This window comes from Bradyrhizobium sp. (assembly GCF_035935975.1).
Taxonomy (GTDB): Bacteria; Pseudomonadota; Alphaproteobacteria; order Rhizobiales; family Xanthobacteraceae; genus Bradyrhizobium.
On the sequence record NZ_DASYWN010000028.1, the window covers coordinates 47,161 to 71,078 of the forward strand.

Sequence of the window (23,918 nt, forward strand, 5' to 3'; positions counted from 1 at the left end):
GATAATGACCAAGCTCATCATCGACGGCAAAGAGATCGATGTCCCCGCCGAATACACGCTGCTTCAGGCGTGCGAGGCGGCCGGTGCCGAGATTCCGCGCTTCTGCTATCACGAGCGGCTGTCGATCGCCGGCAACTGCCGGATGTGCCTCGTTGAAGTGAAGGGCGGCCCGAAGCCGGTCGCGAGCTGCGCCTGGGGCGTTCGCGACTGCCGTCCGGGCCCGAAGGGCGAGCCGCCGGAGATATCCACGCGTTCGCCGATGGTGAAGAAGGCACGCGAAGGCGTGATGGAATTCCTTCTCATCAACCATCCGCTGGACTGCCCGATCTGCGACCAGGGTGGCGAGTGCGACCTGCAGGACCAGGCGATGGGCTATGGTGTCGACACCAGCCGCTTCGCCGAGAACAAGCGCGCGGTCGAGGACAAGTATCTCGGCGCGCTGGTCAAGACCTCGATGAACCGCTGCATCCAGTGCACGCGCTGCGTCCGCTTCTCGGCGGAAGTCGCAGGCGCCCCTGAGATGGGCGCCACGGGGCGCGGCGAGGACATGGAGATCACCACCTATCTCCAGCACGCGCTGACGTCGGAACTGCAGGGCAACCTCGTCGACATCTGCCCGGTCGGCGCGCTGACCTCGAAGCCCTATGCCTTCGCGGCGCGTCCGTGGGAGCTCGGCAAGACCCAGTCGGTCGACGTCATGGACGGCCTCGGATCTGCGATCCGCGTCGACACCCGCGGCCGTGAAGTGATGCGCGTGCTGCCGCGCATCAACGAGGCCGTGAACGAGGAGTGGATCTCCGACAAGACCCGCCACATCGTCGACGGCCTGCGCACCCAGCGCCTCGATCGGCCCTATATCCGCGAAGCCGGCAAGCTGCGCGCGGCGAGCTGGCAGGAAGCCTTCGCCGCGATCGCCTCCAAGGCGGGGCGCACCGACGGCAAGCGCATCGGCGCGATCGCCGGCGACCTCGCCGGTGTCGAGGAGATGTTCGCGCTGAAGGACCTCTTGTCCAAGTACGGCTCGAACAATCTGGCGGTGCAGGGCGGCGACGCCTTCGATCCCGCGCTCGGCCGTGGCTCCTACATCTTCAACCCGACCCTCGTTGGTGTCGAGCAGGCCGATGCGCTGCTCATCATCGGCGCCAATCCGCGCAAGGAAGCGGCGGTGTTCAACGCCCGCATCCGCAAGCGCTGGCGCACCGGCGGTTTCAAGGTCGGCGTGATCGGCGCCAAGGCCGATCTGACCTACGATTACGATCATCTCGGCGCAGGCACCGAGACGCTCGGTGAGCTCGCGGCCGGCAAGCACTCCTTCATGGACGTGCTCAAGAACGCCAAGCACCCGATCATCCTGGTCGGCGCGGGCGCGGCTGCGCGTCACGACGGCGCCGCCATTCTCGCTGCCGCCGCGAAGCTCGCGCTCGACGTCGGCGCGCTCAAGGACGGCTGGAACGGCTTTGGCGTGCTGCACGAGACCGCCTCGCGCGTCGGTGCGCTCGACATCGGCTTCTCCGCCAGTGCGGGCGGCCTGAACGCCGCGCAGATGACGACGTTCGGCACGCTCGACCTGTTGTTCCTGCTCGGCGCCGACGAGATCAAGGCGCCGGACGGCACCTTCGTCGTCTATATCGGCACCCATGGTGACCGTGGCGCCCATCGTGCCGACGTCATCCTGCCGGCGGCCGCCTACACCGAAAAGTCCGCGATCTACGTCAACACCGAAGGCCGCGTGCAGATGACCGGTCGCGCCGCCTTCCCGCCGGGCGAAGCCCGCGAGGACTGGGCGATCATCCGTGCGCTGTCGGAAGCGCTCGGCAAGAAGCTCGGCTATGATTCGCTCAGTGCGCTGCGCCAGGCGATCTTCAAGGCCGTGCCGCATCTGATCCGTCTCGACCAGATCGAGGCCGGCTCCGCCGACCAGATCAAGAAGCTGGCGGGGAAGGGCGGTTCGCCCGAGAAGGCGCCGTTCAAGCCCCTGGTCGAGGACTTCTATTTGACCAACCCAATCGCGCGTGCGTCCGCCGTGATGGCGGAATGTTCGCGGCTTGCCTCCGGGCAGATGCTGACCGCAGCGGAGTGAGCCGATGGAATTCTTCGAAAGCGCATTCTGGACCGGTTTCCTCTGGCCGCTGATCATCATGGTCGCGGAGAGCGTCCTGGTGCTCGTCGTCCTCCTGGTCGCGATCGCCTACATCCTGCTCGCCGACCGCAAGATCTGGGCGGCGGTGCAGATCCGTCGCGGCCCGAACGTGGTCGGCCCGTGGGGCCTGCTGCAGTCCTTCGCCGACCTGCTCAAATTCGTGCTGAAGGAGCCGATCATCCCGGCCGGCGCCAACAAGGGCGTCTTCCTGCTGGCGCCGCTGGTGTCGTGCGTGCTCGCGCTCGCGGCCTGGGCGGTGATCCCGACCAATCTCGGCTGGGTGATCTCCGACATCAATGTCGGCATCCTCTTCATCTTCGCGATCTCGTCGCTGTCGATCTACGGCATCATCATGGCCGGCTGGTCGTCGAACTCGAAATATCCGTTCCTGGCCGCGCTGCGCTCGGCGGCGCAGATGGTCTCCTATGAAGTCTCGATCGGCTTCGTCATCATCACCGTCCTGCTCTGCGCCGGCACGCTGAACCTCTCGGCCGTGGTCGAGGCCCAGCATGTCCGCGGTCTTGCCAGCCTGATCGGGCTGCCGCAGCTCACCATCCTCAACTGGTATGTGTGGCCGCTGTTCCCGATGTTCGTGATCTTCTATGTCTCGGCGCTGGCGGAAACCAACCGTCCGCCCTTCGATCTCGTCGAAGCGGAATCCGAGCTCGTCGCCGGCTTCATGGTCGAATACGGCTCGACGCCGTACCTGCTGTTCATGCTCGGCGAATACGTCGCGATCGTCACGATGTGCGCGATGGCCACGATCCTGTTCCTCGGAGGCTGGCTGCCGCCGGTGGACCTGCCGCCCTTCAACTGGGTGCCGGGGATCATCTGGTTCGCGCTGAAACTGTTCTTCATGTTCTTCCTGTTCGCGATGGCAAAGGCGATCGTGCCGCGCTACCGCTACGACCAACTGATGCGTCTCGGCTGGAAGGTGTTCCTGCCGCTGTCGCTGGCGATGGTGATCGTGGTGGCCGGCGTGCTGCATTTCGCCGGCATCGCGCCGAAGTGAGGGCCGTCATGGGTATCAACATCAACGCCACTGCACGCTCGCTCCTGCTGTCGGAATTCGTCTCGGCGTTCTTCCTCGCCATGCGTTATTTCTTCCAGCCGAAGCCGACGCTGAACTATCCGTTCGAAAAGGGCCCGATCTCGCCGCGCTTCCGCGGTGAGCACGCGCTGCGCCGCTATCCGAACGGCGAGGAACGCTGCATCGCCTGCAAGCTGTGCGAGGCCGTTTGCCCCGCGCAGGCCATCACCATCGAGGCCGGCCCGCGTCGCAACGACGGCACCCGCCGTACCGTGCGCTACGACATCGACATGGTGAAGTGCATCTATTGCGGCCTCTGCCAGGAGGCCTGTCCGGTCGACGCCATCGTCGAAGGTCCGAACTTCGAGTTCGCGACCGAGACCCGCGAGGAACTGTTCTATGACAAGGCCAAGCTGCTCGCCAACGGCGACCGCTGGGAACGCGAGATCGCGAAGGCGATCGAGCTCGATGCGCCTTACCGGTGAGATGAGAGCATGATCCTTCCCGCGCTGTTCTTCTATCTCTTCGCCGGCGTCTGCGTCGCCTCGGCGGTGATGGTGATTGTCTCGCGCAATCCCGTGCACTCCGTGCTGTACCTGATCCTGGCCTTCGTCAACGCCTCCGGCCTGTTCGTGCTGATGGGCGCCGAATTCCTGGCGATGATCCTGATCGTCGTCTATGTCGGCGCCGTCGCGGTACTGTTCCTGTTCGTGATCATGATGCTCGATGTCGACTTCGTCGAACTGCGCGAAGGCTTCATCCAGTACCTGCCGGTCGGTCTCGTCATCGGCGGCATCTTCCTGTTCGAGCTGCTGCTCACCGTCGGCGCCTGGGTGATCAACCCGACCGTGAGCAAGACCATCACGGCGCCGATCCCGACCAACGTCTCGAACACCGAGGCGCTCGGGCTGGTGCTCTATACGAAGTACATCCACTACTTCCAGCTCTCGGGCATGGTGCTGCTGGTCGCCATGATCGGCGCCATCGTGCTGACGCTGCGCCACAAGGCGAGCGTGAAGCGGCAGGATATCAACGTTCAGAACGCACGCACGCCTGAGATGGCGATGGCGATGCGCAAGGTGACGCCGGGGCAGGGGCTCTCGGATGCCGATGCGGCGGAGTGGGTGAAATGACGATCGGGCTCGGACACTATCTTGCCGTCGGCGCGATCCTTTTCACGCTCGGCATCCTCGGCATCTTCCTGAACCGCAAGAACATCATCGTCATCCTGATGTCGATCGAGCTGATCCTGCTCTCGGTCAACATCAACCTGGTGGCGTTCTCGACCTTCCTCGGCGACATCGTCGGCCAGGTCTTCGCGCTTCTGGTGCTCACCGTCGCGGCCGCTGAAGCCGCGATCGGTCTCGCCATCCTGGTGGTCTATTTCCGCAACCGTGGCTCGATCGCGGTTGAGGACGTCAATCTGATGAAGGGCTGAGCTCAGTCATGGTTCAGGCAATTGTCTTTCTGCCTCTGCTGGGCGCAATTCTCGCCGGCCTGATTGCGCTGGCCGGCGCGCATGCCCGTAACCCCTCGGGCGACGAGCTCGATCATCACGGCGATCACGGCCATGGCGATGCGCATGCCGCGGCGGCCCACGATGACCATGGTCACGACGATCACGGGCATGACGACCACGGCCACGGTCCGGTCGAGCCGCCCGCGGCGGGCTCGCGCGGCGCCGAGCTGATCACCACGGGCCTGCTGTTCGTGTCGGCGGCGCTGTCCTGGATGACGCTGGTCGATGTCGGCTTCATGCACCACGACGCGCGTATCCAGCTGCTGCCCTGGATCTTCTCCGGCGACCTCCAGGTCTGGTGGACGCTGCGCGTCGACACGCTGACCGCCGTGATGCTGGTGGTGGTGACGACCGTGTCCTCGCTCGTGCACCTCTATTCCATCGGCTACATGGACGAGGATCCGTACCGGCCGCGCTTCTTCGGCTATCTCTCGCTGTTCACCTTCGCCATGCTCATGCTGGTGACTGCGGACAATTTGGTCCAGCTGTTCTTCGGCTGGGAAGGCGTGGGTCTGGCAAGCTATCTGCTGATCGGCTTCTGGTACCAGAAGCCCTCGGCGAACGCTGCCGCCATCAAGGCCTTCGTGGTCAACCGCGTCGGCGACTTCGGCTTCGCACTCGGCATCTTCGCGATCTTCTATCTGACCAGCTCGACGGACTTCGAAACGATCTTCCATCAGGCACCGAGCCTGACCGGCAAGACCATCAACTTCCTCGGCTGGCACGCCGATGCGCTGACCCTGACCTGCCTCCTGCTGTTCATGGGTGCGATGGGCAAGTCGGCGCAGTTCCTGCTGCACACCTGGTTGCCGGACGCGATGGAAGGCCCGACCCCGGTGTCGGCGCTGATCCACGCCGCGACCATGGTCACCGCGGGCGTCTTCATGGTGGCGCGCCTGTCGCCGTTGTTCGAGCTCGCCCCGAACGCCCAGGCCGTCGTGATGTTCTTCGGCGCCACCACCGCGTTCTTCGCGGCGACCATCGGCCTCGTCCAGAACGACATCAAGCGCATCGTCGCCTACTCGACCTGTTCGCAGCTCGGCTACATGTTCGTGGCGATGGGAGCAGGGGCCTATTCGGTCGGCATGTTCCACCTGTTCACGCACGCCTTCTTCAAGGCGCTGCTGTTCTTGGGCTCCGGCTCGGTGATCTACGCGATGCACCACGAGCAGGACATCCGCAACATGGGCGGCCTCTGGAAGAAGATCCCCTACACCTATGCGGTGATGGTGGTCGGCACGCTGGCTTTGACCGGCTTCCCGCTGACCGCCGGCTACTTCTCCAAGGACGCGATCATCGAATCCGCCTACGCTTCGCACAACCCGTTCGCGGTGTACGGCTTCCTGATGACGGTCGTCGCCGCCGGCCTGACCTCGTTCTACTCCTGGCGCCTGATCTTCAAGACTTTCCACGGCGAGCCGCATGACGAGCATCATTACGAGGCCGCGCATGAGGCTCCGCTCTGGATCTTGATCCCGATCGGCGTTCTCGCGGTCGGCTCGTTCGTCGCGGGCCTGCCGTTCAAGGAGCTGTTCGCCGGTCACGGCGTCGAGGAGTTCTTCCGCGAGTCCGTGAAGATGAACCCGCACATCATCGAGGAGATGCACCACATCCCCGAGCACATCGCCTTCCTGCCGACGGTGATGATGGTGCTGGGCTTCCTGGTCTCGTACCTGTTCTACATCCGCCGGCCGTACATCCCCGTTCGGCTCGCTCAAGAGCAGCCGATGCTGTACCAGTTCCTGCTCAACAAATGGTACTTCGACGAACTGTACGACCTCATCTTCGTCCGTCCGGCGAAGTGGATCGGCTATCAGCTCTGGAAGAAGGGCGACGGCTTCATCATCGACGGCTTCGGTCCCGACGGCATCTCGGCCCGCGTGCTGGACGTCACCCGCAACGTCGTGAAGATCCAGACCGGCTATCTCTATCACTACGCATTCGCCATGCTGATCGGTGCCGCCGGCCTGATCACCTGGTTCATGTTCGGCTTTGGAGGCCAGTAAATGACAACCTGGCCCATTCTTTCGGTCACGACGTTCCTGCCGGTGGTCGGCGCGCTGATCGTTTACCTGAGCCGTGGCGATGACGAGGCGGCCAAGCGCAATTCGCGCTGGATCGCGCTCTGGACCACGCTGATCACCTTCGCGGTGTCGGTGATCCTGGTCATGCGCTTCGACCCCAACAGCGCCGACTTCCAGTTCGTCGAGAAGGCGGCCTGGCTCGCCACCGGCATCACCTACCACATGGGCGTGGACGGCATCTCGCTGCCGCTCGTGATCCTCACCACCGCCGTGATGCCGTTCTGCATCATTGCGAGCTGGAAGGCGATCACCAACCGCGTCCGCGAATACATGATGGCGTTCCTGATCCTGGAAACGCTGATGATCGGCACCTTCTCGGCGCTCGATCTCGTGCTGTTCTACCTGTTCTTCGAAGGCGGCCTGATCCCGATGTTCCTGATCATCGGCGTCTGGGGCGGTCCGCGCCGGGTCTACGCGTCGTTCAAGTTCTTCCTGTACACGCTGCTCGGCTCGGTCCTGATGCTGCTCGCCATCATGGCGCTGTACTGGAACGGCGGCACCACTGACATTCCGACCCTGATGCACACCGCCGTGCCGCGCAGCTTGCAGACCTGGGCGTGGCTGGCCTTCTTCGCGTCCTTTGCGGTGAAGATGCCGATGTGGCCGGTGCACACCTGGCTTCCCGACGCGCACGTCGAGGCGCCGACCGCGGGCTCCGTGGTTCTCGCCGCGATCCTCTTGAAGATGGGCGGCTACGGCTTCCTGCGCTTCTCGCTGCCGATGTTCCCGCTGGCGTCGCACGACTTCGCGCCGCTGATCTTCACGCTCTCGGCCATCGCGATCATCTACACCTCGCTGGTGGCCCTGATGCAGGAGGACATGAAGAAGCTGATCGCGTACTCGTCGGTCGCGCACATGGGCTTCGTCACCATGGGCATCTTCGCCGGCACCATGCAGGGCGTCGCCGGCGGCGTGTTCCAGATGATCTCGCACGGCATCGTCTCCGGCGCGCTGTTCCTCTGCGTCGGCGTCGTCTACGACCGCCTGCACACCCGCGAGATCGCGGCCTATGGCGGCCTCGTCAACCGGATGCCGCTCTACGCGCTGACCTTCATGGTCTTCACCATGGCCAATGTCGGTCTGCCCGGCACCTCCGGCTTCGTCGGCGAGTTCATGACGCTGCTCGGCACCTTCAAGGTTTCGATCCCGACCGCGTTCTTCGCCACTTTCGGCGTGATCCTGTCGGCGTGCTATGCGCTGTGGCTCTACCGCAAGGTCGTGTTCGGGGCGCTGGTCAAGCCGTCGCTGGCGAGCATGAAGGATCTCACCTTGCGCGAATGCGTGACGCTGTTCCCGATGATCGCGCTGACGATCCTGTTCGGCGTCTATCCGAAGCCGGTGCTCGACATGTCGGCCGCCTCGGTCCAGCAACTCGTCAACAATTACAACACCGCTGTGACGGCCGTGAAGGCCGCCGCACTGCTCCATTGATCGGGCAGGTCAGGATATCGTCATGAGCATTACGACTGCAGGTTATCAACTGGCGCCGGTGCTGCCCGAGCTCGTGCTCGCGATCGGCGCCATGGCGCTACTGATGCTCGGAGCCTATCGCGGGCAGGGGACGACCGGTGCCGTCACCTCGCTGGCGGTGCTGCTCCTGGTCGTGGTCGGCGTGCTCGAATACACGCTGCCCGCGGGCAAGCAGGTGACGTTCGGCGGCAGCTTCATCGTCGACGATTTCGCCCGCTTCATGAAGATCCTGGCCCTGATCGGCTCGGCGGTGACGCTGATCCTGTCGACCGAGTTCCTGGCCGACCCGTCGCGCCGCATCTTCGAATATTCGATCCTGGTGCTGCTCTCGACGCTCGGCATGATGGTTCTGATCTCGGCCGGCGACCTGATCACGCTCTATCTCGGCCTCGAATTGATGTCGCTCGCGCTCTACGTCGTGGCGGCCTCGAACCGCGACAACGCCAAGTCGACCGAAGCCGGCCTGAAGTATTTCGTGCTCGGCGCGCTGTCTTCGGGCATGCTGCTGTACGGCTCCTCGCTGGTCTACGGCTTCACCGGCACCGTCAGCTTCGCCGGCATCGCCGCGGCCGCGACGATCTCGAATGTCGGCCTCGTGTTCGGCCTGGTGTTCCTGCTCGCCGGCCTCTGCTTCAAGGTCTCGGCCGTGCCGTTCCACATGTGGACGCCGGACGTGTATGAGGGCGCGCCGACCCCGGTCACCGCCTTCTTCGCTTCCGCGCCGAAGGTGGCGGCGCTTGCCGTCTTCACCCGCGTCACGCTGACGGCATTCCCGGGCATCGTCTCGCAGTGGCAACAGATCCTGGTGTTCGTGGCGATCGCCTCGATGGCGCTCGGCTCCTTCGCCGCAATCGGCCAGAGCAACATCAAGCGCCTGATGGCGTATTCCTCGATCGGCCACATGGGCTTCGCGCTGGTCGGCCTTGCCTCCGGCACGGTCGAGGGCGCGCAGGGCGTGCTGATGTACATCGTGATCTATGTCGCGATGACGCTCGGCTCGTTCTCGGTCATCCTCGCGATGAAGCGCAACGGCCAGGCCGTCGAGCAGATCAGCGATTTCGCCGGCCTGTCGCGGACCAATCCTCTGCTCGCCTTCATGTTCGCGATGCTGCTGTTCTCGCTCGCCGGCATCCCGCCGCTCGCCGGCTTCTTCGCCAAATGGTACGTCTTCGTCGCCGCCATCAAGGCGAACCTGTTCACGCTCGCCGTCATCGGCGTGCTGACCAGCGTCGTCGGCGCCTACTACTACCTCGCCATCGTCAAGACGATGTACTTCGACGAGCCGGCCGGCCAGGTCGATCCCGTCAGGTTCGAGGTGCGGACGGTGCTGGCGGTTGCTGGCCTGTTCAACATCCTGTTCGCGCTGTTCGCGGGGCCCGTGGTGAGCGTTGCCTCCGCCGCGGCAAAGTCGCTGTTCTAGGATGGGGTTCGCACTCGGTCCTCGCGCACAATCGGCGGGCTACAAGCTCGCGGCTTTTGAGCGGACCGGCTCGACCAATGTCGACGCGATCGAACGCGCGCGGGCCGGCGAAACCGGCCCGATGTGGTTCGTCACGGATGATCAGACGGCCGGCCGCGGCCGCCGCCAGCGCGCCTGGATCGCGCCCAAGGGCAATCTCGCCGCCAGCATCCTCGAGGTCCTTGATGTGACGCCTGGCGTTGCCGCCACGATCGGCTTTGCCGCCGGCCTCGCCCAGGAGGCGGCGCTGGAGAAGGTCAGCCTCGAGGCCGCCATGCGCCTCGGCGAGGGCCGTCCCCGCTACGCCCTCAAATGGCCGAACGACGTGCTCGCCAACGGCAAGAAGCTGGTCGGGATCGGCCTCGAGGCCGAGGCCATCGGCGATCGTCTGGCCATCGTCACGGGCATGGGCACCAACGTCGTAGGAGCGCCGGAGGGCACTCCGACGCCCGCGGTGTCGCTGGCAGCCCTCGGCGTGCAGATCAGCGCGGAAGAGCTGTTCTCGGCGCTATCAGATGCCTGGGTCGAGTTCCGCGGCATCTGGGACAATGGCCGCGGCTTTGCCGAGATCCGGAAACTCTGGCTGGAGCGCGCGGCCAGGCTCGGCGAGCCGGTCGCGATCCACACGGGAACGATGGTGCTGGAAGGTATCTTCGATACGATCGACGACACCGGCTGCCTGATCGTCCGCACCGCGGAGGGCCGTCGCGTGCCGATTGCCGCGGGCGAGGTGTTCTTCGGCCCGGTCCGCTCGGTGGGAGCTGCGTGATGGCAAGGCCCGACGAACTGGTGTTTGCGCCGCTCGGCGGTGTCGGCGAGATCGGCATGAACCTGTCGGTCTACGGCCTCGGCAACCGCCACCAGCGTTCGTGGCTCGCGGTCGATCTCGGCGTCTCCTTCGGCGACGAGGAGCATCTGCCCGGCATCGATCTGATCATGCCGGACATCAGCTTCCTCGAGAAGGAACGCAAGAACCTGATGGGCCTGGTGCTGACGCACGCCCATGAGGATCATTTCGGCGCCATCATCGACCTCTGGCCGAAGCTGAAATGCCCGATCTACGCCACCAAATTCAGCGCCGCTTTGTTCGAGGCCAAATGCGCCGCCGAACGCAATGCGCCTGAGATACCCGTCACCGTCGTCCCGTCCGGCGGACGCGTCGATATCGGCCCGTTCAACGTCGAGTTCATCCCCGTCGCGCATTCGATTCCGGAAGCGCACGCGCTGGCGATCCACACCGACGCCGGCATCGTGCTGCACACCGGCGACTGGAAGATTGACCCGACCCCGACCCTGGGCGCGCCGACCGACGAGAAGCGGCTGCGCGAATTGGGCGAGGAGGGCGTGCTCGCCTTGATTGGCGATTCCACCAATGCCGTGCGCGACGGCCGCTCGCCCTCGGAGGCCGAGGTGGCGCGGACCATCATCGACCTCGTCAAGTCAGCCAAGGGCCGCGTCGCTGTCACGACCTTCGCCTCCAACGTCGCCCGCATCAAGGCGGTCGCCGATGCCGCAAAGGCCGCCGATCGCGAGGTTGTCGTGGTCGGCCGCGCCATGGAGCGCGTGGTGCAGGTCGCGCGCGAGACCGGCTATCTCGACGGCGTGCAGAATTTCCGCTCGCCCGAGGTCTATGGCCACCTGCCGCAAGACAAGGTGCTGGCGCTCTGCACCGGCAGCCAGGGCGAGCCCCGCGCCGCGCTGGCCCGCATCGCCAACGACGACCACCCTGAAATCACGCTCAACCGCGGCGACAGCGTGATCTTCTCCTCGCGCACCATCCCGGGCAACGAGAAGGCCGTCGGCTCGATCATCAACAATCTGGTGCTGCAGGGCGTCGAGATCATCACCGATCGCGACCATCTGGTCCACGTCTCCGGCCATCCGCGCCGCGACGAGCTGCGCGACATGATCTCCTGGGTGAAGCCGCAGCTCCTGATCCCCGTCCACGGCGAAGCCCTGCACCTGAACGAGCACGCCAAGCTCGCGCGAGCCGCCGGCGTGCCGCGGGTCCTGGTCATTCGCAACGGCGACCTCGTCAAGCTCGGCCCCGGCGATCCCGGCGTGGTCGGCGAGGTGCCTGCGGGCCGGCTCTACAAGGACGGCACGATCCTGGAGGATTCCAAATCCCGCGCCGTGGTCGAGCGTCGCCGCATGGCCTTTTCCGGCTGCGCCTTCGTCGCCATCGCCATGACCGCGCAGGGCGAGCTCGCCGACGATCCCGAGGTCGACCTCGTCGGCATTCCCGAGAAGAACCGGGCGGGCGAGCCGTTCGACGACCTGGTCTTCGATGCCGTGATGTCCACGATCGAGGGCCTGCCACGGGCGCGCCGCCGCGATCCCGATGCGCTGGGAGAGTCGGTGCGGCGTGCTGTCCGGGCCGTCATCAACGAACATTGGGGTAAAAAGCCCCCCTGTCTGGTACATGTCCTGACAGTGTAACTGTGTCGGCATGGTCTCGCGGGATCATGCGCTGAGGGAGAAGAAACATGCTGGGTCGCCTCAACCACGTCGCGATCGCGACCAGGGATGCCGTCAAGGCCGCAAAGATCTACGGCGCGGCGTTCGGGGCGCAGATCTCGGAAGCCGTCCCGCTGCCCGAGCATGGCGTCATCACCGTGTTCGCCACGCTCCCCAATACCAAGATCGAGTTCATCGAGCCGCTCGGCGAGACCTCGCCGATCGCAAAGTTTCTCGAGCGCAATGCCGACGGCGGCATCCACCATATCTGCTACGAGGTCGTGGACATCATCGCCTCCCGCGACACGCTGGTGAAAGAGGGCGCGCGGGTGCTCGGCGACGGCGTGCCGAAGATCGGCGCCCACGGCAAGCCGGTGCTGTTCCTGCACCCGAAGGACTTTTCCGGCGCGCTGGTCGAAATCGAGCAGGCGTAAGGCCGCGCCATGGCCATCCAGATCTCGACCGCGCTTGCGATCTACTTCGTCATCTGGTGGATCGCGCTGTTCCTGACGCTGCCGTTCGGCGTGCGCAGCCAGCATGAGGACGGCGTCGGCGCGCCCGGCACCGACCCCGGCGCGCCGATCCTGACGCGGATGGGCCGCAAGGTGATCTGGACCACGATCATCTCGGCGGTCATCTACGGCCTCGGCATGGCCGCCTATCAGGCCGGCTATCTCTCGATCGAGCGCCTGTCGAAATTGATGGGCATGCCGTTCTAGAATTTGTGTGTAACGTCGTTGTTTTTTGGGGGGACGAATGACTTTTCAGAGGATCGTCATCGCGCTTCTGGTGCTGATCGTCGCCGGCCTCGGCGGCATCGGCTATTTCGAATGGAAGATGGCGGTGCAGGTGCGAACGCTGAAGGCGTTCGTCGAGGGCTACGTCTTCAACGAGGCGGTGCTGGCCTGCGAGCAGGCCAAGAGCTCGACGCCGTTCAAGTGGAACGGTGGCAAGAGCACCTCGGTGATCGGGCTGAACTCGGCCAAGCTCGATAAATACACCGTCAGCGCCAGCTACACGCTGGTGGCGGACAGCGTCTATTGCGATTACGATCCCATCAAAAGAAAGGCCGAGATCGGCTCGAGCTTCCTGGAGCGGGAGTAACGATCCGGCCAATAACATGGGATGGGGATCGTCATGACCGGAGATCGGGCAGGGGACTATCGGATTCTGCATGAAGCCGACTTGCGGGACTATCTCGCAGGCCAACCTGACATCGCAGCGCTGCTCGGTGGCGACCCCGCATCCTGGCCCATCACCGAGGTCGGCGACGGCAATCTCAATCTCGTCTTCATCGTCAGGGGCGCGCGCGGCGGCATCGCGGTAAAGCAGGCGCTGCCCTACGTCCGCCTCGTCGGCGAGAGCTGGCCGCTACCGCTGTCGCGGGCTCATTACGAATATCTCGCGCTGTCCAAGCAGGCCCGGCTCGCCCCCGGCCTCGTGCCGGCGCTGCTGCATCACAACGCGGCGCTGGCGTTGACGGTGATGGAGCTGCTCGAGCCGCACATCATCATGCGCAAGGGGCTGGTTGCGGGCACGCAATATCCGCGCTTCGTGGACGACATCACCACCTTCATGGCGCGCACGCTGTTCTTCACCTCCGACCTCGCGCTTGCGGCCGCCGAGAAGAAGGAGGCCATCGCGGCGTTCGCCGGCAACCATGCGCTCTGCAAGATCACCGAGGATCTGATCTTCACCGACCCCTACCGCATCGCCGAGCAGAACCGCTGGACCGCGCCTTATCTCGACAAGCTTGCCGCGAACCTGCGTGACGACATGGAGCTGCATGTCGCGATCTCCCGCCTCAAGCTGAAATTCATGGCAAGCCCCGAGGCGCTGCTCCATGGCGATCTCCACACCGGCTCGATCATGGTCACGGACAGCCAGACGCGGGTGATCGACCCTGAATTCGCCTTCTATGGCCCGATGGGGTTCGACGTCGGCGCCGTGCTGGCCAATCTGCTGATGGCCTATTTCGCCTCCGCCGGCCACGAGCGTGCGCCGGGCGAGCGGGCTGAGTTCGAGGCCTGGGTGCTGGAGACGGTCGACAAGGTCTGGAACGAGTTCGCGCGCAAATTTCTCGACCTCTGGCGGACCGGGCCGACCGGCGATGCCTATCCGGTTTCGCTCTTCGCCGGCGACAAGGGCGTCGTGCGGCTGGAGGCCGAGCGGCAGGCCTATATGCAGCGGCTGTTCACCGACACGGTCGGCTTTGCCGCAGCCAAAACCATCCGCCGCATCTTCGGCCTCGCGCACAACATCGATTTCGAGCTGATCGAGGATCCGAAGAGGAGGGCGGAAAGCGAGGCGCGCGCCGTGCGGCTCGCGCGGGCGATGATGGTCGAGGCGGCCGCGTTTCGGACGATCGCTGACGTTGCGGGCGCCGCGCGGAAATTGCGCGACTGGCAGCCGGAATTGGCAGGCTGAAGACGTCGCAAAAGGCCGACCCGCACACTCCGTCATTGCGAGGAGCGGAGCGACGAAGCAATCCAGAGTCCTTCCGCGGCGGCAGTCTGGATTGCTTCGCGGAGCCTGTCATCGGGCCGCGCTTTGCGCGGACCCGGTGGCTCGCAATGACGAGGGGAGAGAGCAGCGCCTCAATACAGCCGCATCGGCAGCGGCGCGCCATCCTGGCCGACCAGGAGACCCCAGGTCTCGTTGGCCGCGACCTCGAACTCCCGGCTCTGCGCCGCGCTACCGTCCACCTTCAGGGTGACCTTGTACTTGCCCGGCGACAGATCGAGCTTTTGGCCGTCCGGCAATTCGCCGGCCGTGCTGTCCGAATTCGCCAGGTTCTCTCCGGCGCGCGCCGCCAGATTGATGGTCCGCTCGTTGATGGTGACGATCGCCGCGCCGTCCGTCCTGTTGCCGAGCATCAGCCGCCCTTGCTCCGGTTTCGGCAAAAACCCTGCCGTCGCGACCGGGGGCTTGCGCAATGACAGGTCGGCGATGGTCTTGCCGTCCTGACGGGTGAGCCGGAGCGAGGCCGGTCCGTCCGACGTCGCGAAGGCGATCACGGCCCGATCCGCCTCGACCACCGCGCCGTCATTCTCTGTCCAGCCGCGCTGCCCGAGTGCGGCGCGATAGAAGCCGAGCACGGCCGCAAGGTCGAGCGGCGTCTCGACGTGAGCCGACCGGATGAAGGGCGAGTTGTTCGCGGTCATCAGGCCCCAGCCGCCCGGGAGCGGCAGGCCCACGTCCGCGGACATTTTGCTCTCGAAGGTCCGGCTTGCGGCCCGCGCCAAAACCCCGAGGGCGTCGCAGAGCAGGCGCTCACCGAGATAGTCGGGGGCGCAACGGTCCCTGACCGCCCACCAGGAATCGGCGACATCCCCGTTTGACCGCGAGGTGTGGGACCAGCCGGCGTGGAGGGTGTTGGTCGAACTGTCCCGGGCGGGGTCCGGCGTGACCGGGATCGCCATCGCCGCCGTCGCGGCGACCAGACTGCCGGCGAGCAGGATACCTAACGTTCGGAGCTTCATTTTTCCGCGATCCCTGGGGCTCAGATAACGATCCTGAGCTTGGTCGCATCGATCACGAAAAATGTTCACTGGTTTTGGTCGCTCGATGATGCACCGCGTCAATCGGCAGCTTGCATCGTCGGAACATGCAACCTGATCCACGAGGCCGTGGCTGCCTCAGGAACCGGCATCGATTGCCATCAAAACGATGCTTGCTTTCGACTGGCGACGAATGATCAAATCCCTGATCGGAATACCTGCGTTGTTGGGGGACACATGATGTTCAGGTTGATGGCGATCGTCGCTGGTCTAGGGCTGGCGCTCGCCGCCCCGGCAGAGGCTCAGACACCACGCAAGGGCGGAACCGTCCGCATGACGGCGCCCTATGGGTCGAGTTTCACCAGCCTCGACATTCACACCACCCAGCGCGCCCAGGACGAGATCTACGCCAAGGCGCTGCATCGTTCGCTCTACATCTGGAATTCCGCGGAAGGAAAGCCGGTGCTGGAACTCGCCAAGGAGGACGTCGTCTCTGGCGGCGGTCTGGTTCATACCTTCAAGCTCCGCGATGACGCCTTCTTCCACAACGGGCGCAAGATGACGGCCGACGACGTGATCTGGTCCTACAACCGCATCATGGACGGCACCAAGGCCTATCCGGGCGCGCGCTTCGTCCGCATGATCGAGGGCGCGGCCGCGGTCGAGAAAGGCCAGGCCAAGGAGATCTCCGGCCTGAGGAAGATCGACGATTTCACCGTCGAGATGAAGCTGACCGAGAAGGTCGATCCGGGCTTCTACTTCTTCACCGCGCTGACCTCGATCTATCCCGCCGACGAGGCCGCCAAGGAGGGCTTCATCCAGAAGCCGATCGGCCTCGGGCCGTTCAAATTCGTCGAGCACGTGCCGGGATCGCGCATCGTGCTGGAACGGTGGGACCGGTTCTACAAGCCCGGCAAGCCCTATGCCGACAAGGTCGTCGTGTCGATCATGGGCGAGGCCGCGGCGCGCGATGTCGCCTTCCGCAACAAGGAGATCGACACCTCCGTGCTCGGGCCGGCGCAGTACGTCGCCTATCAGAACGATGCCGACCTCAAGGGCACCATCGTCGAGGTCGCCGAGGTCTTCACGCGCTACATGGGCATGAACCCCTCGTTCAAGCCGTTCGCCGACAAGCGCGTCCGGCAGGCGATCAACCTCGCGATCGACACCGATCTGATCATCAACAAGCTGGTCAAGGGCAAGGCCTATCGCGCCACCAGCTGGCTGCCGCTGACCTCGCCGGCCTACGACAAGGCGATGAAGCCTTACGCTTTCGATCCCGCCAAGGCCAAGCAGCTCCTCGCTGACGCCGGCTATCCCTCGGGCTTCGAATTCGAATGGACCACCAGCCAGAATGAGAGCTGGGGCCTGCCGATCGTCTCGGCCGTGATCCCGATGCTGGACAAGGTCGGCATCAAGGCGAAGGTCAAGCAGGTCGAGGCCGCGGTGCTCTCGGAGGTGGTTCGCTCCGGCGACTACCAGGCCTTCATCTATTCCCAGCAGACCGGCCCGGACCCCCAGGCCGCGCTGAAATGCTTCCACTCTTCCACGCCGCAATCGGCCTGCAACTACATGACGTTCAAGAACGCCGAGTTCGACAAGATCATCGACGAGGCCGGGCAGGTCGACGACGTCGCCAAGCGGACCCAGCTGCTGCAGAAGGCCAATGCGCTGCTCTACGACGAGGCGCCGGTCTGGTTCTTCAACTACAACAAGGCGGTGATGGCCGTGCAGCCTTGGCTGCATGGCGTTCAGCTTAACGCGACGGAGCTGACCCACCAGAACGTCGAGGACCTCTGGGTCGACGAGACCTCGCCCGCGAAGTGACACGCGTTCTCGTACTCCCTCCATCACGCTAAGAGATGGAGGGAGGGAAGAAAGTGCCGATGCTCTCCTTCCTGATCCGTCGCCTCCTGCAGACCATTCCGACCGTGCTTGCCGTCGTGCTGCTGGTCTTCGTGCTGTTCAGCGTTGTTCCCGGCAGTATCGTCTCGAGCATGAGCGACGATGCCGACCCGCAGGTCGAGCTGCGCATGAAGAAGCAGCTCGGCCTCGACGATCCCGTCTATGTGCGTTTCGGCTCCTACATCGCCAAGCTCGCCACCGGTGATTTCGGCACGTCGTTCCGGACCCGTGAGCCTGTGACGACCATGATCGCCAAGCGGGCCTGGCCGACGCTGCAGCTGGTCTTCACAGCCATGGCGTTCGCCATCGTGCTCGGCGTGCCGCTCGGCTTCATCGCCGCATTGCGGCCGGGCGGTCTGGTCGACAGTGCCGCCATGGTCGTGGCGGTGTCGGGGCTTTCCATCGCCAAATTCTGGCTTGGGCTGGTGCTGATGTATCTGTTCGCGCTGAAGCTCGGCTGGCTGCCGAGCTTCGGCTACGGCGATGGCGGCCTGAAATATCTGCTGCTGCCGGCCGTGACGCTCGGCGTCTCGCCGATGGCGCTGTTTGCCCGGACCACGCGCGCCGCGGTGCTCGAGATCATGACAGCCGATTTCGTCCGCACCGCGCGCTCCAAGGGCATGAGCGAGACCCGCGTCGTGAAATGGCATGTGATGCGCAACGCGCTCGTCATCATTCTCACCACCGTCGGCCTGCAGTTCGGCGGGCTGATGGGTCAGGCGGTCGTGGTCGAGAAGCTGTTCTCCTGGCCGGGCATCGGCTCGCTGCTGGTGGACAGCGTCCTGCAGCGCGACATTCCGGCTGTCCAGGGCTCCATTCTCGTGGTCGTGCTGGCCTTTCTGGTGATCAATCTGCTGATCGACGTGCTCTACGGCGTGATCGATCCCAGGATCAGATACGCATGAAGCTCCGCGCCAACCTCATCATCGGCGGCGCGCTGTTCGCGCTTGCGATCCTGGTCGGGCTGCTCGCGCCCTGGCTGGCGCACACTGATCCCGTCCTGGACGCCAACCTCATGAATGCGGAGGAGCCGCCGAGCTGGACCTGGTGGTTCGGCACCGACGACCAGGGCCGCGACATCTATTCCCGCGTCGTCTATGGCGCCCGCGTCTCGCTGACGGTCGGCATCGTCTCGCAGCTCATCAACAGCATCATCGGCGTGGCGCTGGGCCTCAGTGCCGGCTATTGGGGCGGCTGGTGGGATGATGTCGTCAACGCCCTGACCAATGTCATGCTCGCGATCCCCTCGCTGATCTTTGCGCTCGCCATCATGGCGGTGCTCGGTCCCGGCCTGACCAGCCTCCTGATCGCGCTCGGACTGACCAACTGGTCCTTCACGTGCCGGATCGCACGGGCCTCGGCGCTGTCGCTGAGGAGCCAGGGCTATGTGCAGGCCGCCACCGTGCTCGGCTACGGCGATCTGCGCATCATGATCACGCAGCTGCTGCCGAACATGCTTGGTCCGATCGTCGTCATCGGGACGCTCGGCATGGGCAGCGCGGTCCTCTCTGAGGCCGCATTATCATTCCTCGGCCTTGGTGTTCGTCCGCCATTCCCAAGCTGGGGCAGCATGCTCTCGGACGCCCGTGACCAGATCACGACGGCACCGTGGCTCTCGGTCTTTCCGGGCCTTGCCATCTTCCTGACGGTGCTCGGCCTCAATCTGCTCGGCGATGGTCTGCGCGACATTCTCGATCCTCAATCGCGGAGCCGGCGGACATGACGGGCGCGCCGCTGATCGAAGTCGAGGATTTGCGCATCGATCTCGACGACGGATCGAAGCGCGTCGCGGCGGCCGAGGGCATTTCGTTCCGCATCGATCGCGGCGAGACGTTTGGCCTCGTCGGCGAATCCGGCTGCGGCAAGAGCATCACGGCGCTCGCCCTGATCGGCCTGCTGCGGCCGCCGCTGTCGATCGGCGCCGGCGTCATCCGGTTCGACGGACAGGAGATCCAGCATCTTTCCGCGGCCAGGCAGAGGGACCTGCGCGGCGATCGCATCGCCATGATCTTCCAGGAGCCGATGACGGCGCTCAACCCGGTCTCGCCGGTGGGCCGGCAGATCGCCGAGATGTTCGTGCTCCACAAGGGCAAGAGCTGGCGGGAGGCCAACAAGCTGGCCGTCGAGGCGCTCGCCAGCGTCCGCGTCCCCGCGCCCGAGCGGCGCGTCAACGACTATCCGCACCAGCTCTCCGGCGGCATGCGCCAGCGCGTGATGATTGCGATTGCGCTGGCCTGCGGCCCGGATCTCCTGATCGCGGACGAGCCCACCACCGCGCTCGACGTGACCGTGCAGGCCGAGATCATCGAGCTGATGCGGAATTTGTGCGCCGAGCGGGGCACCGCGATCCTGATGATCAGCCACGATCTTGGCCTCGTCGCCAATGTCTGCCGCCGCGTCGCCGTGATGTATGCCGGCCGCATCGTCGAGGAGCGCGGCTCGACCGAAATTTTTCGGGCGCCTTCGCATCCCTATACCCAAGGTCTCGTCGACTCGCTGCCGCGGTTGGGCAGCCGCGCTGCGCTTGGCCGCAGCAGGCTCAAGGAGATCGCGGGCGTCGTCCCGGCGATCGCGAACTTTCCCGATGGCTGCCGGTTCAATCCGCGCTGCGCGCAGGCGACCGATATTTGCCGCACCGTCGCGCCGACGGCGGATTTGCTCGGGGCAGGCGGGTTGGTGAGGTGTCACCACCATGCATGAGCCGCAAAACGTGTTGGCTGAGGCGAGAGTGGACGACGATCTCATTCTCAGCGTCGAGGATCTCGCGGTTCATTTTCCGCTGGGCGGTGGCCTGTTCGGCCGTAACAGGCGGCTGCTTCGTGCCGTCGACGGTGTCGATCTCAAGCTGAAGCGCGGCGAATGCCTCGGCCTCGTCGGCGAGTCCGGCTCGGGCAAGTCGACGGTCGCCTTGTCGATCCTTGGCCTCTTGACGCCGACCCGCGGCCGCATCGTGCTGGACGGGCAGGTCGTGACCAACCGGCAGTCCGGCGATCGCAAGTCGCTCGCCCGGACCGTCCAGATCGTGTTCCAGGATCCCTACGCCTCGCTCAATCCGCGCCAGACCGTTCGTCGCACGCTGGAAGATCCGCTGCGCGTGCATGGCGTGACCGCAAAGAGCGAGATCGAGGACCGCGTCGCGACGATGCTGCGGCATGTCGGCCTGCGCCCCGAACAGGCCTACCGCTATCCGCATGAATTCTCCGGCGGCCAGCGCCAGCGCATCGGCATCGCCCGCGCGCTGATCCTCAATCCAAAAATCGTCATCTGCGACGAGCCGGTGTCGGCGCTCGACGTCTCGATCCGCGCCCAGATCATCAATCTATTGCTGGAACTGAAGGACACGCTCGGTCTCTCCTACATCATGATCAGCCACGATCTCGGTGTCGTCGAGCACATGAGCGACCGCGTCGCCGTGATGTATCTCGGCCGCATCGTCGAGAACGGCGACTGGCGCGAAATTTTCGAGCGGCCCGCGCACCCCTATACGCAGGCCCTGATCGCCGCCATCCCCGATCCCTTGCACCATGCGCCGCTCGCGACCACAGGCGGGGATCTGCCCAACCCGCTCAATCCCCCGAACGGCTGCGCCTTCAGCCCGCGCTGCCGTTACGCGGAAGATTTGTGCCGCCGCGAGCCGGGGCCGACGCTGGAAACGCGCGCGGATGGGCATGCGGTACGGTGTTGGCGGAGTGAGGAGATTGCGGGGCGGGCGGCGATGGCCTCCGACTGAGGGTGGATATCTCCAGGGGGGAGGGTGCTTGCCGCCCATGGTTGATCAGGATTTGAGCGTGCTGGCAGGCCGGATTTCCGCTATTGAGATACGCCTATCAGCAACGAGGCGCCGCGAATGGTGTCGGCACTTAATCGGCCAGCGCGAAGTTACGAAAGTCGCGTCATCGGCGAGAGGTTCCACCTGGACCTGCCGCCGACTGTGCTGGCGCGGACCGCGTCGGTTGCGCCCATCGGCTTTACCCGCCTGTTCAGCGATCGCGCGCTCAGCTTGCGGGCGAAGGACGTTCCCTCCGAAAATGCCTTCTCGTTGCACGTTGCCCTCAAGCCGACTGCCGTGGACTTGTGGATCGATGGCAAGCATCGCCTGACGAAGACGGCAGCTACCGGCGACGCGTTCCTGTTCGACTTGCGCAGCAATCCGGTCTCCCAGATTCACGACGCGTTCGATGTGGTCCGCTTCTATATCTCGCAGGCGTCGTTGGAGGAGCTCGGATATGACAGCGGAAGCAGAAGGGTGAGGAGCCTGATTTCGCCGGATCTCGGACAGCAGGATCGCGTCATGCACGGTCTGGCAACGGCGCTGCTCGACCGTATTGAAACGCCGGACGAGCAGAGCACGCTCTTCATCGACCATATTGCCCTGGCGTTTCATGCCCACGTCGCCCGGTTTTACGGCGATGTGTCGGCTACTCCGGCGTTGCCCCTGGGGCAGCTCGCGCCGTGGCAGCTTCGCCGCTCGATCGACTTCATTGCGGCTCATCTCGACGGCGATCCCACGATCGCTCAGCTTGCCGAGCAATGCGGACTGTCGCCGGGATATTTTGCGCGAGCCTTCCGCCGAACGACCGGTGTCACGGCCCATCAATGGTTGATGCGAAAGCGCGTCGAGCGCGCGCAGGAGCTACTGGTTCGCGGCCGGTTGGGATTGGCGGAGGTGGCTGTGATCTGCGGATTTGCTGACCAAAGCCATCTCAGCCGGGTCTTTACGAAGTTCAATGGCATGAGTCCCGGCCGCTGGCGGCAGCGCAACCAAGGCGACTAGTACGCGGCCCGTAGCTGCTCCTTTTTCCCGGGTTGCTTTTGTACAAAGCGCGACATCGTTTTCATTCAATCAAAAGATCCGAACCTGACCGATGCTCTGCCTGAACGGAGCGACGGCGCAGTGTCGTTGCCACCAGCAGGCTTCGATGCTCGGGGACGGATATGGTGCTGTCGGCTCTCACGCCTATCCACGTTGCCATTGGCCTGATCGGTATCGCCGCGGGCTTTGTTGCAGCGGCAGGCCTTCTCAGCTCAACTATATCGCGCGGCTGGACGATCCTGTTCCTCGCGACAACGATACTGACCAGCCTGACAGGGTTCCTGTTCCCGGTCGCGTCATTGCTTCCGTCGCATGTCGTCGGAATACTCTCGCTGGCACTGCTCTCCGTCGCCTCGTTTGCGCTCTATGGCAAGCATCTCTCGGGCTACTGGCGCACCATCTATGTCGTGACGGCTCTGATCTCACTTTATCTAAACGTCTTCGTTCTGGTCATTCAGACCTTCCTCAAGGTGCCGGCGCTGAAGGCCCTGGCGCCGACCCAGACCGAGCCAGCGTTCGTCGCCGTCCAGGCCGTGACGTTAGCGGTGTTCGTCATCGTGACGATCCTCGCGGCGATCAGATTTCGTTCACCGGCGGTCGCCTGACCGGCATCAGACGCGTCACACCATCGGAGTGAGATCATGACCAGGACCGTTCTGATTGCAGGAGCCACCGGCGACACGGGCAGGGCGGCGGTGCGGGAAGCGCTTTCCCTTGGGCTCAATGTGCGCGCGATGGCCCACGGCAGAGATGCCAGATCGAAGAATCTCGAGATCCTGGGGGCGAAAGTCGTCATTGGCGACCTCCTGGAGATCAACACCATTCGTGCGGCGATGGATGGCGTGGACGCCGCGTACTTCGTGTGGCCGGTCGCGCCGAACCTGATCCATGCGACAGTCAACTTCGCCCAGGGGGCGAAGGAAGCGGGTGTCTCGACGGTCATCAATCTGTCGCAGCGCTCGGCAAATCGCTACTCCAAGAGCGATTCCTGCCGGGACAGCTACATCGCCGAGCAGGTATTCAATTGGTCCGGCGTTCCGGTCATTCATCTGCGGCCGACCTTTTTCCTCGAATGGCTGCTCTATCCCTGGCAACTGCCCTTTGTCCGCGAGGGGATAATCCGGATACCGGCCGGTAAAGGGCGACATTCACCGATCGCCTCGGACGACCAGGGGCGGGTCGTGGCCGCGCTGCTCAGAAGCCCTGAGGCTCATGTCGGCAAGACCATTCCTCTTTCCGGACCAGTGGAGATGGACCACGAGCAAATGGCCGCGGAACTCTCCGAGGCGCTCGGCCGGAAGTTCAGATACCAGGACCTTCCAATCGACGAGTATTGCGACTCGATCGCTGCCATGGGCGTGCCGCCCTACGTCGTGCAGCATTTCCGTGGCGCGATGGCGGACTATCAGCACGGGCACATGTCCGGGAGCGACGACAACGTCGAGCGCATCACCGGCAAGAAGCCCATGGCCGTCGGCGAATTCGCCCGCATTCATTCGGACGTTCTCAACGGAAAACCCGGCGGTCAATGACATTCGGTC

General features: G+C 64.6%; 23 protein-coding genes. 22 read left to right on the forward strand and 1 reads right to left on the reverse strand.

What is annotated here, in order from left to right; all coding sequences use genetic code 11:
• Nucleotides 1-4 precede the first annotated feature (4 nt).
• Genes nuoG through mtnK form a run of 14 tightly spaced genes read left to right on the forward strand, consistent with a single transcriptional unit; the run spans nt 5 to nt 14,586 of the window.
• The gene (gene nuoG / locus VGR99_RS15450) at nt 5-2,080 is read left to right on the forward strand and encodes an NADH-quinone oxidoreductase subunit NuoG (RefSeq protein ID WP_326899347.1); all 2,076 of its coding nucleotides are present in this window, start codon (nt 5-7) and stop codon (nt 2,078-2,080) included.
• 4 nt (nt 2,081-2,084) lie between these two features.
• Nucleotides 2,085-3,152: an NADH-quinone oxidoreductase subunit NuoH gene (nuoH, locus tag VGR99_RS15455; RefSeq protein WP_326899349.1), complete on the forward strand. Its 1,068-nt coding sequence runs from the start codon at nt 2,085-2,087 to the stop codon at nt 3,150-3,152.
• 14 nt (nt 3,153-3,166) lie between these two features.
• On the forward strand, nt 3,167-3,655 hold the full coding sequence (nuoI, locus tag VGR99_RS15460; protein WP_026232873.1) for an NADH-quinone oxidoreductase subunit NuoI: 489 nt from the start codon (nt 3,167-3,169) through the stop codon (nt 3,653-3,655).
• A 9-nt stretch (nt 3,656-3,664) separates the two neighbouring features.
• Complete coding sequence (locus VGR99_RS15465) at nt 3,665-4,303, forward strand: NADH-quinone oxidoreductase subunit J (protein WP_326899350.1); 639 nt, start codon at nt 3,665-3,667, stop codon at nt 4,301-4,303.
• Nucleotides 4,300-4,608, forward strand: a complete 309-nt coding sequence (gene nuoK / locus VGR99_RS15470; RefSeq protein WP_008547737.1) for an NADH-quinone oxidoreductase subunit NuoK — start codon at nt 4,300-4,302, stop codon at nt 4,606-4,608. Before VGR99_RS15465 ends, nuoK begins: the two co-directional genes overlap by 4 nt.
• 8 nt (nt 4,609-4,616) lie before the next feature.
• Nucleotides 4,617-6,695 carry an NADH-quinone oxidoreductase subunit L gene (nuoL, locus tag VGR99_RS15475; RefSeq protein WP_326899367.1) on the forward strand — a complete coding sequence of 693 codons (2,079 nt, stop codon included), beginning with the start codon at nt 4,617-4,619 and terminating at the stop codon, nt 6,693-6,695.
• The gene (locus VGR99_RS15480) at nt 6,696-8,204 is read left to right on the forward strand and encodes an NADH-quinone oxidoreductase subunit M (RefSeq protein WP_326899368.1); all 1,509 of its coding nucleotides are present in this window, start codon (nt 6,696-6,698) and stop codon (nt 8,202-8,204) included.
• A 22-nt stretch (nt 8,205-8,226) separates the two neighbouring features.
• A complete protein-coding gene (gene nuoN, locus VGR99_RS15485) occupies nt 8,227-9,663 on the forward strand; it encodes an NADH-quinone oxidoreductase subunit NuoN (protein ID WP_326899370.1) in 1,437 nt (478 codons plus the stop codon).
• 1 nt (nt 9,664) lies between these two features.
• Entirely contained in the window at nt 9,665-10,471 is an 807-nt protein-coding gene (locus VGR99_RS15490; RefSeq protein ID WP_326899373.1) for a biotin--[acetyl-CoA-carboxylase] ligase, read from the forward strand.
• On the forward strand, nt 10,471-12,141 hold the full coding sequence (locus tag VGR99_RS15495) for a ribonuclease J (RefSeq protein ID WP_326899375.1): 1,671 nt from the start codon (nt 10,471-10,473) through the stop codon (nt 12,139-12,141). Before VGR99_RS15490 ends, VGR99_RS15495 begins: the two co-directional genes overlap by 1 nt.
• A 47-nt stretch (nt 12,142-12,188) precedes the next feature.
• Entirely contained in the window at nt 12,189-12,593 is a 405-nt protein-coding gene (gene mce / locus VGR99_RS15500; protein ID WP_326899377.1) for a methylmalonyl-CoA epimerase, read from the forward strand.
• Between the two features lie 9 nt (nt 12,594-12,602).
• Entirely contained in the window at nt 12,603-12,878 is a 276-nt protein-coding gene (locus tag VGR99_RS15505; RefSeq protein WP_326899379.1) for a DUF1467 family protein, read from the forward strand.
• A gap of 37 nt (nt 12,879-12,915) precedes the next feature.
• Nucleotides 12,916-13,263, forward strand: a complete 348-nt coding sequence (locus tag VGR99_RS15510; RefSeq protein WP_326899382.1) for a hypothetical protein — start codon at nt 12,916-12,918, stop codon at nt 13,261-13,263.
• A gap of 33 nt (nt 13,264-13,296) precedes the next feature.
• Entirely contained in the window at nt 13,297-14,586 is a 1,290-nt protein-coding gene (gene mtnK, locus VGR99_RS15515; protein WP_326899384.1) for an S-methyl-5-thioribose kinase, read from the forward strand.
• A 170-nt stretch (nt 14,587-14,756) separates the two neighbouring features.
• Here mtnK and VGR99_RS15520 read toward each other — a convergent pair whose 3' ends face one another.
• Nucleotides 14,757-15,641 (reverse strand): hypothetical protein, encoded by an 885-nt coding sequence (locus VGR99_RS15520; RefSeq protein WP_326899386.1) that lies wholly within the window; start codon nt 15,639-15,641, stop codon nt 14,757-14,759.
• 255 nt (nt 15,642-15,896) lie between these two features.
• Between VGR99_RS15520 and VGR99_RS15525 the strand changes: the two genes are divergently transcribed.
• From VGR99_RS15525 to VGR99_RS15560, 8 genes are all read left to right on the forward strand, one after another.
• Complete coding sequence (locus VGR99_RS15525; RefSeq protein ID WP_326899387.1) at nt 15,897-17,486, forward strand: ABC transporter substrate-binding protein; 1,590 nt, start codon at nt 15,897-15,899, stop codon at nt 17,484-17,486.
• 59 nt (nt 17,487-17,545) lie between these two features.
• Complete coding sequence (locus VGR99_RS15530) at nt 17,546-18,469, forward strand: ABC transporter permease (RefSeq protein WP_326899509.1); 924 nt, start codon at nt 17,546-17,548, stop codon at nt 18,467-18,469.
• Nucleotides 18,466-19,287, forward strand: a complete 822-nt coding sequence (locus tag VGR99_RS15535) for an ABC transporter permease (RefSeq protein ID WP_326899389.1) — start codon at nt 18,466-18,468, stop codon at nt 19,285-19,287. The genes VGR99_RS15530 and VGR99_RS15535 overlap by 4 nt, the downstream gene beginning before the upstream one ends.
• Nucleotides 19,284-20,264 (forward strand): ABC transporter ATP-binding protein, encoded by a 981-nt coding sequence (locus VGR99_RS15540; protein ID WP_326899390.1) that lies wholly within the window; start codon nt 19,284-19,286, stop codon nt 20,262-20,264. The genes VGR99_RS15535 and VGR99_RS15540 overlap by 4 nt, the downstream gene beginning before the upstream one ends.
• Complete coding sequence (locus VGR99_RS15545) at nt 20,257-21,294, forward strand: oligopeptide/dipeptide ABC transporter ATP-binding protein (RefSeq protein ID WP_326899393.1); 1,038 nt, start codon at nt 20,257-20,259, stop codon at nt 21,292-21,294. The genes VGR99_RS15540 and VGR99_RS15545 overlap by 8 nt, the downstream gene beginning before the upstream one ends.
• Nucleotides 21,295-21,411: 117 nt before the next feature.
• On the forward strand, nt 21,412-22,338 hold the full coding sequence (locus VGR99_RS15550; RefSeq protein ID WP_326899395.1) for an AraC family transcriptional regulator: 927 nt from the start codon (nt 21,412-21,414) through the stop codon (nt 22,336-22,338).
• Nucleotides 22,339-22,499: 161 nt separating this feature from the next.
• Entirely contained in the window at nt 22,500-22,982 is a 483-nt protein-coding gene (locus VGR99_RS15555; protein WP_326899397.1) for a hypothetical protein, read from the forward strand.
• A 36-nt stretch (nt 22,983-23,018) separates the two neighbouring features.
• Nucleotides 23,019-23,909, forward strand: a complete 891-nt coding sequence (locus tag VGR99_RS15560; protein ID WP_326899399.1) for an NmrA family NAD(P)-binding protein — start codon at nt 23,019-23,021, stop codon at nt 23,907-23,909.
• The last annotated feature ends 9 nt before the right edge of the window (nt 23,910-23,918 follow it).